This window comes from Rothia mucilaginosa, assembly GCF_901875305.1.
In the GTDB taxonomy this organism is placed as follows: domain Bacteria; phylum Actinomycetota; class Actinomycetes; order Actinomycetales; family Micrococcaceae; genus Rothia.
The window spans coordinates 340579-349170 of record NZ_CABFLY010000003.1 but is presented as its reverse complement, the minus strand read 5'-3'; the positions used below and the strand labels follow the sequence as shown (position 1 = coordinate 349170).

Below are 8592 nucleotides of genomic sequence, written 5' to 3'. Positions count from 1 at the left end.
AAACACCCACCCAAACACCAAAATACCTAGTCAGTACGTTTCAGGCGTGCCAAAAAATCTCCAAAAAACTTCCAAAAGACCTCAAAAATCTGCGAATTTCCCTCTCGGGAGCCCCAAAACTGGGCCGAAAGGCACCCAAAGCCCTCGCCAACAAAGACAAACCAAGAAACCCCAGAGCCAGAGGGCAGCAGAATGATACAAGAACAGCCCCTCCTGACGGAGGGGCTCTGTCTATATAGGGAACGTACATAGGAAACAGAAAAGGAGGGGCACTCCCCCGCCGAACATTCAGTACTAAACACTCAGTACTGAACACTCAGCAGAGAAGAACTCCTCCCCATCTATATGTATCGAGAAGGCTAAATCAGCTCTGTACTAGATCAGCTCTACAGCGCCCTGGTTCTTCTTACCGCGGCGAACCATCGCAAAACGACCGTGCAACAGGTCATCCTTGGAGATGGTGGCGTCCTCACCCTGAACCTTCACACCGTTCACCGAAGCGCCGCCCTCCTTCAGAATACGACGAGCCTCAGAGTTAGACTTCGCAAAGCCCAGCTCAGTCAGAACAGAAATCATGTCCAGACGATCCTCGGACAGCTTAGCCGAAGGAAGCTCAGCCACAACAGACTCCAGGGTAGCCTCGTCCAGCGCAGCGAAATCGCCCTTACCAAACAAAGCCTCCGAAGCAGCCACAGCCTGATCAGTAGCCTCAGTACCGTGAACCAGCGAAGTCACCAGGTACGCCAGAGTCTTCTGAGCCTCACGCTTAAACGGCTCCTTCTCAACCTTCTCGGCAAACTCAGCAATCTCAGCACGAGTCAAGAAGGTGAACACCTTCAGACGATCCACCACATCCGCATCCGCGGTGTTCAGCCAGAACTGGTAGAAAGCGTACGGCGAGCACATCTGCGGGTTCAGCCAAATAGCGTTACCCTCGCTCTTACCGAACTTGGTGCCGTCAGAGTTAGTAATCAGCGGAGTACCAATAGCGTGAACGCTCTTACCCTCCACCTTACGAATCAGCTCGGTACCGCTGGTCAGGTTACCCCACTGATCAGAACCACCGGTCTGCAAGGTGCAGCCGAAACGACGGTTCAGCTCCAAGAAGTCCAGGCCCTGCAGAATCTGGTACGAAAACTCAGTGTACGAAATGCCCTCATCAGAGTTCAGGCGCTTCGCAACAATCTCCTTCTTCACCATGGTGCCCACGCGGAAATGCTTACCAACATCGCGCAGCAACTGCAGAGCAGACATCTGACCGCTCCAGTCCAAGTTATTCACCATGCGGGCAGCGTTCTCACCCTCGAAAGACAGGAAACGCTCAATCTGAGCACGCAGAGACTTAACCCACTCAGCAACAACCTCCGGAGAGTTCAGCACACGCTCAGACGTCTGACGCGGATCACCAATCAAACCGGTGAAACCACCCACCAAACCCAGCGGCTTGTGACCCGCCAGCTGCAGACGACGCATCACCAGCAGCTGCACCAGGTGGCCCAGGTGCAGCGAAGCCGCGGTCGGATCATAACCCGTGTAGAAAGTCAGGGTCTCCTCACTCAGCGCCTTCTCCAGGGCAGCCTCATCAGTGCTCACATGCACCAGACCGCGCCACTTTAGCTCCTGCCAAATATTCTCGAAGGTATCGTCGTTATGCTGCGCGTTGAGGATCTCGGCAGACATGCTTCTCCCATTCACAAGGTAACAACGCCCAAAGGCGCTCGAACAAAATATGTAACAAGCCTAGCACCGCACCATCACAAACGCTCAGAACAAACGCCCGACGGCGGATGCAAGGATACGGCTACAAGCCCGCGGGCATCCGCGAACCCACCATGTGCAGGCGCTGAGTCGGACGAGTCATCGACACGTACAAATCACCCACAGCACCATCAGCATCATCAATCAGCTGCTGCGGCTCAACAATCACCACAACATCAAACTCCAGACCCTTCGCCTCCCACGGAGTCAGAACCAGCACCTGATTCTCCAACGCCGTCTGCGCGGTACCCGTGCGATCGGCGTGCGCACGAGCCACGGCCCGAGCCGTCTCAAGGTACAGGCTCGGCGGGCAAATCACGCCGATAAGCGCGCCGCCGGACTGGGCAACCTCATCGCTCACCACGGACACGGTTTGTTCCACCACGGCATCGGGGGCAACCTCATAAATCAGCGGAGGCCACTTGCCCTCACGCACAGCACGAGGCGCAGACACCTCATAACCAGCAGCCTGAGCAACCGACACCGCCGCCTCAGCAATCTGAGCCGGAGTACGGTAATTAATCGTCAGTTCTTCCAAAGTGAAACGCTCCTTCACAAACGGCTCCAATGCCTGCGACCACGAGGATGCAGCCGCAGCAGAAGAAGCCTGAGCAATATCGCCCACAATCGTAAACGACTTCATCGGGCAACGACGCATCAGCAGACGCCACTGCATGGGTGAGAGCTCCTGCGCCTCATCCACCACAATATGGCCATACGCCCACGTACGATCAGCAGAAGCCGCAGCCGCAGCAGTCATACGCTCGCCACGAACCTCATTCATCATCGCAATCTGCTCAGGAGTAATCACGCCATCAGCGCCAATATCCTCCAGCGACTGGTGAACATTCTCCAGCGCCTTCGCCGCATTCTCAAGGTTCGCACGATGCTCCGCCGTAGCACGAGCCGCCGCAGCCGCACCGGTCACCTTCGAAAAATCACCCAAAAGCTCAGCAGCTTCATCCAACAGGGGGACATCGGCCTCGGTAAAGGGAGCGTCCGCCGGGCGAGCCAGCAGAGCACGCTCAGCCTTCGACAACTCGCGGGTCGCAGACTCCAGGTAATGAGGCTTCGAGAACAACGAACGCAACAGGGTCTCGGGCGAGAGCGGCATCCACGCCAGATTCAGGGCGCGGCGCACATCCAAGGAGGCGCGCACATCATCCTGCAGGTACGGGCGCTCCACCACGCGGCCCGCCGCACGGTTCAGCTGATTATCCAGCTTAGCGGTCAGCTCCTTCAACAGAATCTTCACGAAGGTCTCGCGAGCCTCGTTGTGCGGCTTGCCGGTCGAGCGAGCGCGAGAACGAGCCGAACGCACCATCTCGGGAGTCAGCTCGACATCCGTTCCCTCAACATTCAGACGCTGAACCTGAGCCGGCACCTTCTGACGATCCGCCACCGCACGCTTAATAACCTTGACCATGCGCAAATCGCCCTTCAGAGCGGCCACTGCACGGTCTTCCTCAGGCACAGCGCGCAGACCCGGGTACAGGGTCGCCAACGAAGACATCACCACGCCGGTCTCACCCAGCGACGGAAGCACACGCTCGATATACCACATGAACGAATTCGACGGACCAACCACCAGCACTCCAGCCTTCGACAGGCGCTCACGGTTCGTATACAGCAGATACGCCGCACGATGCAGCGCCACAGCGGTCTTACCGGTACCGGGACCACCCTGGACCACGCGCACGCCCGGCAGCTCCGAGCGGATGATTGCATCCTGCTCGGCCTGAATGGTCGCCACGATATCGCCCATGCGGCCGGTACGCTTCTTATTCAACGCCGCCAGCAGAGCGCCCTCACCGTGCAGGGCCTCCGAATCCTCCAGCATGGCCTCATCGAAGACCTCGTCCTCAATATTCGCGACAATGCGGCCCTCAAGCATCAGATGGCGGCGGCGGCGCACACCCATCGGCTGGAAAGCAGTCGCCTGGTAGAACGTACCCGCCTCGGGGGCGCGCCAGTCCATGAGAAGGCGACGCTGATTTCCGTCGGTAATGCCGATGCGTCCGATGTAGCGCACCGCATCAGCACCCTCACGGTCCATGTCCAGGCGACCGAAAGTCAAACGAGAATCCACGGCGTTCAGCTGAGCCAGACGATCCTCGTAATAGGTCGCGAAAGAATCGCGCTCCGAACGGTTCTGGTGCCCGCCCACCGCCTGGTTCTTACGCACATCCGCCAACTTCTGAGCGGTCTCTTCGCGTAGCTCATCCAGACGAGCGTATACGCGGGACACGTACTCACGCTCAGCAGCCATCTGCTCGGCAAATAGCTGCTCAGCCATCGAGGATTCCTCGGGCCGGTGGGACTGGGATTCAGATGACACGCAAGCTCCTTAAACATCGTGCGTCTCAGTGCGGCGCCGTAACCGGTACCTAAAAATACGGGTCACTATTCTACAGGATGGGCTCTCGAGCCCAGAAATATGACGGCTCTCAAAGAGGCCGGCCAGACGACGAGGTGCCCCTCCCGAAAGCATCGGAAAGGGCACCTTTGACTCTGCCTTCTACAGCAGAAAGAAGTAGTGCGGAATCCGCTATCAGGCCGCAGCCCAGAACCGCTACTCAGAAACCAAGCTCAGAGTCTCAACACGATAGCCGGCCAGCGCCTCGCGGCCACCCAAGCCGTCTAGCTCCAGCAGGGCCGCCACACCAGCCACTTTAAGCTTGGCACGCTCCACGAGCTTCACCGCCGCCTCCAAGGTGCCGCCGGTCGCCAGGATATCGTCCAGGATTAGCACACGGGTACCCGGCGCAAAGTCGCTACAGTGAATCTCGATAGCCGCAGTACCGTACTCGAGCGCGTACTCCTCACGGTAAGTCTCGCGGGGCAACTTGCCGGCCTTACGAATCGTCATAATGCCCTTGCCCGTAGCGTAAGCCAGGGCCGATGCCAGCAGAAAACCGCGAGCCTCCACACCGGCAACCACATCAAACTCACCATCGAACCGGTGCGCCAGCTCATCGATGCAGGCCTTAAACACCTCAGGATTGGCGAAGAGAGTCGTCACATCGTAGAAGAGGATGCCCTCGTGCGGGTAATCCTGAATCGTGGCACAGGCCGCGGGGATGCGCTGTTCGATGGGGGTAGCCTCAGAAGCGGGAACGCTCATGCTCTCTCTTTCGTGGGGTGGCGTCGGGCCCGAACGGCCCGGAATCGTCTGCTGCGGCACAGGCCGCCTAGAGAATTCTACTCTGTTCCTGCCCTTTTTTCCTCTACACGCCTGCCTGTCACCCGCATTAGTCGGCGTCGACGTGAGATTGACGCGAGGTTCACGTACAAAGCCCCGGCCGCTTCCTCATGTGAGGAGGCCGGGGTTGTGAGGCCCGGGAAGCACCGGGGCTTAGGACCCTCCGGTTCTTAGGAGCCGGTGCTTTTAGGGCTCTGTGCTCTTAGGACTCCGCCAGCTTCGAACGCAAATCCCTCTTCAGAATCTTTCCGGTCGGTCCCAGAGGCATCGCATCCACCGCCACGTATCGACGCGGATACTTGTAGGCCGCAAGGCGACTTCGGGCCAGCGCATTGAGCTCCGCCTGCACCACACCCCAGTCGGCTCCAGCCCGCAACACCACGACGGCCACAATCTCCTCTCCCACGCGCTCATCCGGCACGCCCAGCACCGCTACAGACTGCACCGAATCGTGGGTGTACAGCACATCCTCAATCTCGCGCGGGTACACCGAGTATCCGTTGCGTAGCACCATGTCCTTGATGCGGTCCACAATAAAGATATTGCCGTCGGCATCCAGGCGAGCCACGTCACCGGTTGCAAACCACTCACCGTCGAACACGCTGGCGGTTGCCTCGGGGTTATTCCAGTAACCGAGCATCACGTTCTCGCCGCGCACCCACAGCTGGCCGCTCTCCCCCGTCGGGCACTCGACACCCGCGGAGTCACGCACCTGAACCTGCACACCGGGCAGGACGCGACCCACCGAACCGAGCACCATGCCGAAGGCCGCCTGGTTGAAGGAAACCACGGGCGAGGTCTCGCTCAGGCCGTAGCCCTCGTACACGGTGCAATCGGCCAGGTTCTTCCAGGCCTCATGCACCGGAGCAGGCAGAGCCGAACCACCCGAAATGCCGAAGCGCACCATACCGCGGAGGCGGGCGCAACGCTCCGGGTGTTCAGCCATGAGGGCCGCAAGAGAAATATACATACTCGGCACGGCCGCCAACACCGATACCTCAGCTGACTCAACCAGGCTCAACGCGTGATCGGGCGTAAAGCGCGGAAGCAAAGCCACCGTCGCGCAAGCCGCAAAAGCCGCATTCATCGATACCGTCTGGCCGAATGCGTGGAAGAGAGGGAGGCCGCCAAAGATGACGTCCTCGGCGGTGAAACCAAAAACCTCCACACAGCTACGGGCGTTCGAGAGGATGTTCGCGTGGCTGAGGGTCGCTCCCTTCGGGCGGCCGGTCGTACCCGAGGTATACAGGATAACCGCAGGATCCTGCTCCTTCACCGCGGCGGGTGCCAGCGGACCATCCACCCCATCAAAGGGCGCCAAGGGGGATGCGGAGGGCTCAAAAATTTCACACCGCACCGAACCGTTCTTCACCGGCACCGTCGAAGCGGCCTCCTGCGCCAGACGAGTGCCCGCAAAGGCGAAGAGCACCTTCGCGCCGCTATCTTCCAGATGATACTCCAGCTCCGCGCCCGACAACAGAGGGTTGAGCGGCACACAAATCGCCCCGCGCGCAGCAATACCGTAGTAGAGGGCAGGCATCAGCGGCACGTTCGGCATAGACAGGGCCACCCGGTCGCCAGATTCCACACCCAAGGCCCCCAGATACCGTTGCACCTCGGCCGCTGCGGAGGCCAATTCGCCATAACCGATGCTCAGCAACGAGGAAGGCTCGGAGGCATCACCCCCCACAGGCAACGCGAGCGCGGCCTTGTGCGGGGAGGCCGCGGTCGCCTCCACCAGAATTGAGGCGATATTATTCCGGGCCGAAGGCCCAGCCTGCGAGGGGTCACGGAGTGTGGAAGTCATCGTTGAGTTCTCCTGCGGTGTTGTTCGTATCGTCTTCGTCTGTAGTTTAAAGCCCTCATGCGGGCTCTCGGCATCCAGGTGCACTCACCATGAGCCGGACACACAACGGGGGTGCATCCGGAGCCACCGATTCATTCATCGGGAAGGCCCAAGACACACCCCTCACACACTACTGGGCTGCCGACCAGTCCAGGAAGCTTTCAGCCAGCGCAGCCCCGCCACTGGGGTCACGGGTAATCACTATTACGGTGTCGTCTCCAGCAATCGTACCCAGGACGGCGTCCATGCCGCTCTGATCAATCGAGGAGGCCATGAATTGAGCCGCCCCCGGAGGAGTACGCAACACCGTGATGTTTGCCGAACCCTCAGCGGTAATCAGTAGCTCCTTAAACAGGGAAATCATGCGGGCGTCCGGTGCGGTACCACCACCACGGCGCGCCGGATAGTTCGGGACAGCATAAATCAGGCCAGCGCCCTCATCACGGATACGCTCGGCCCCAATTTCAACAAGATCACGGGAAAGGGTGGCCTGGGTAACCTTCATACCGTCGTCGGTCAGGTACTGCGCCAGTTCAGCCTGGGAACGTACACGTCGGGTCTGCAGCAATTCAACGATGCGGGCCTGACGCGCGATCTTGGTCGAGGGGAAAGGCATGTTATCTCTTCTTCCTACGGTGCCAATCACGAGTGTGGACCTTCCCATCCGTCGGCGGAACGGGTAGCGTCCTCTCTACCCAAGATAATACATATACACATAAATATGCGTCATAAATATGGATTATTCTCATATTTATAGGGGAATCCGCCCCGTAATCTCACAATATGTACGCCCCAGCCGCCGCATCGCGCCTCGCAAATACGCATCCAAACGTATAACCTCACGAGTTATGCATAGAGCGGAGCTTCCCGAAACATAGCGAAAGCCCGCTCCCCGCACCGGCCACGCTCATCACGTGCCTGCGCAGGAGGCGGGCCCCCACAAAATCATTTGAACGGACGAATCGGTTAGTCCTCGTTATCCACCAGACCGTCCAAGTCCTCGTACTCCACGTTACGGGAACGACGGTTCAGCCACACGGCAAACACCATGCCGCCCAGCAACACCAGAACCGCACCGATAATACTTGCAATGCCAGCCACGCGATGACCGGTCACCTGCCCCTCGGTCACGGGCTTCAACGTGCCCTTCTCGGCGGTGTAAACAACCTCAAGCTGGCCATTATTTTCAACCAGCAAGCCGTCCACCTCACGCGGGAAGTCAGCCGGGACGTCACCGGTCTGCGACCCACGGAATTCCACCGTAGCGCTGGAATTGACCTTGTACTTATCCTTCAGATTCGACACGTAGATCTTGCCATTGAGCGCATCGTCAGCAGGGAGATTGCCCTTGTACCGCGCAACGTTCTCCTTGGTAATCAGGTCGGGAGTCAAATCCTGGTAGGTTCCCTGCATCACCCAGCTATGACCGGCATAGTTAGCATTCGTATTCACCCAGGCGAAGGAACGCACACCCACAACCGCCAGAATAATGGCCAGGACCACCGCGACGACAGCCGAAAGCACCGACAGCCAGTTCACACCGGGACGCTCCTCCAGCTCATCCTCGCTCATCGCAAAGAGGGAGGCGTTTTCCTCATCGTCGTCATACTCTTCGTAGTCGTCATACTCTTTGTACTCAGCATCAAACTCATCGGACTCCTCGTAGCGGAAATCCTCGGAATGATTAGTTGCAGAATCTTCATTCTGCAAACGGCGATTATGCGAGCTCTCTCGGTTAGCCATTATCTCTCCCTCAAATCGTCTACCTTCTAGGGTACCCATTACC

General features: G+C 58.9%; 6 protein-coding genes. All 6 read right to left on the bottom strand.

Translation table 11 applies throughout. The features are described 5' to 3' along the window. Nucleotides 1-375 precede the first annotated feature (375 nt). The 6 genes from tyrS to JX292_RS05550 all read right to left on the bottom strand — a co-directional run bounded on the left by tyrS (nt 376) and on the right by JX292_RS05550 (nt 8549). Nucleotides 376-1680, bottom strand: coding sequence for a tyrosine--tRNA ligase (tyrS, locus tag JX292_RS05575; protein WP_204862328.1), 1305 nt, complete (start codon nt 1678-1680; stop codon nt 376-378). 121 nt (nt 1681-1801) lie between these two features. Then, entirely contained in the window at nt 1802-4054 is a 2253-nt protein-coding gene (locus JX292_RS05570) for a HelD family protein (RefSeq protein WP_204862362.1), read from the bottom strand. A 276-nt stretch (nt 4055-4330) separates the two neighbouring features. Beyond that, a complete protein-coding gene (locus JX292_RS05565) occupies nt 4331-4882 on the bottom strand; it encodes an adenine phosphoribosyltransferase (RefSeq protein ID WP_204862326.1) in 552 nt (183 codons plus the stop codon). 280 nt (nt 4883-5162) lie between these two features. Beyond that, nucleotides 5163-6767 carry an AMP-binding protein gene (locus JX292_RS05560; RefSeq protein WP_204862324.1) on the bottom strand — a complete coding sequence of 535 codons (1605 nt, stop codon included), beginning with the start codon at nt 6765-6767 and terminating at the stop codon, nt 5163-5165. Nucleotides 6768-6936: 169 nt separating this feature from the next. After that, nucleotides 6937-7422 (bottom strand): arginine repressor, encoded by a 486-nt coding sequence (locus JX292_RS05555; protein ID WP_204862323.1) that lies wholly within the window; start codon nt 7420-7422, stop codon nt 6937-6939. A gap of 350 nt (nt 7423-7772) precedes the next feature. Further along, nucleotides 7773-8549 (bottom strand): hypothetical protein, encoded by a 777-nt coding sequence (locus tag JX292_RS05550; RefSeq protein ID WP_204862321.1) that lies wholly within the window; start codon nt 8547-8549, stop codon nt 7773-7775. Nucleotides 8550-8592 lie beyond the last annotated feature (43 nt).

What these genes read in the sequence shown, in the direction of transcription:
- JX292_RS05555 (WP_204862323.1), bottom strand. Translation starts at nt 7,422, where the DNA reads ATGCCTTTCCCCTCGACCAAGATCGCGCGTCAGGCCCGCATCGTTGAA.
- JX292_RS05565 (WP_204862326.1), bottom strand. Translation starts at nt 4,882, where the DNA reads ATGAGCGTTCCCGCTTCTGAGGCTACCCCCATCGAACAGCGCATCCCC.
- tyrS (WP_204862328.1), bottom strand. Translation starts at nt 1,680, where the DNA reads ATGTCTGCCGAGATCCTCAACGCGCAGCATAACGACGATACCTTCGAG.
- JX292_RS05570 (WP_204862362.1), bottom strand. Translation starts at nt 4,054, where the DNA reads ATGGCTGAGCAGCTATTTGCCGAGCAGATGGCTGCTGAGCGTGAGTAC.
- JX292_RS05560 (WP_204862324.1), bottom strand. Translation starts at nt 6,767, where the DNA reads ATGACTTCCACACTCCGTGACCCCTCGCAGGCTGGGCCTTCGGCCCGG.
- JX292_RS05550 (WP_204862321.1), bottom strand. Translation starts at nt 8,549, where the DNA reads ATGGCTAACCGAGAGAGCTCGCATAATCGCCGTTTGCAGAATGAAGAT.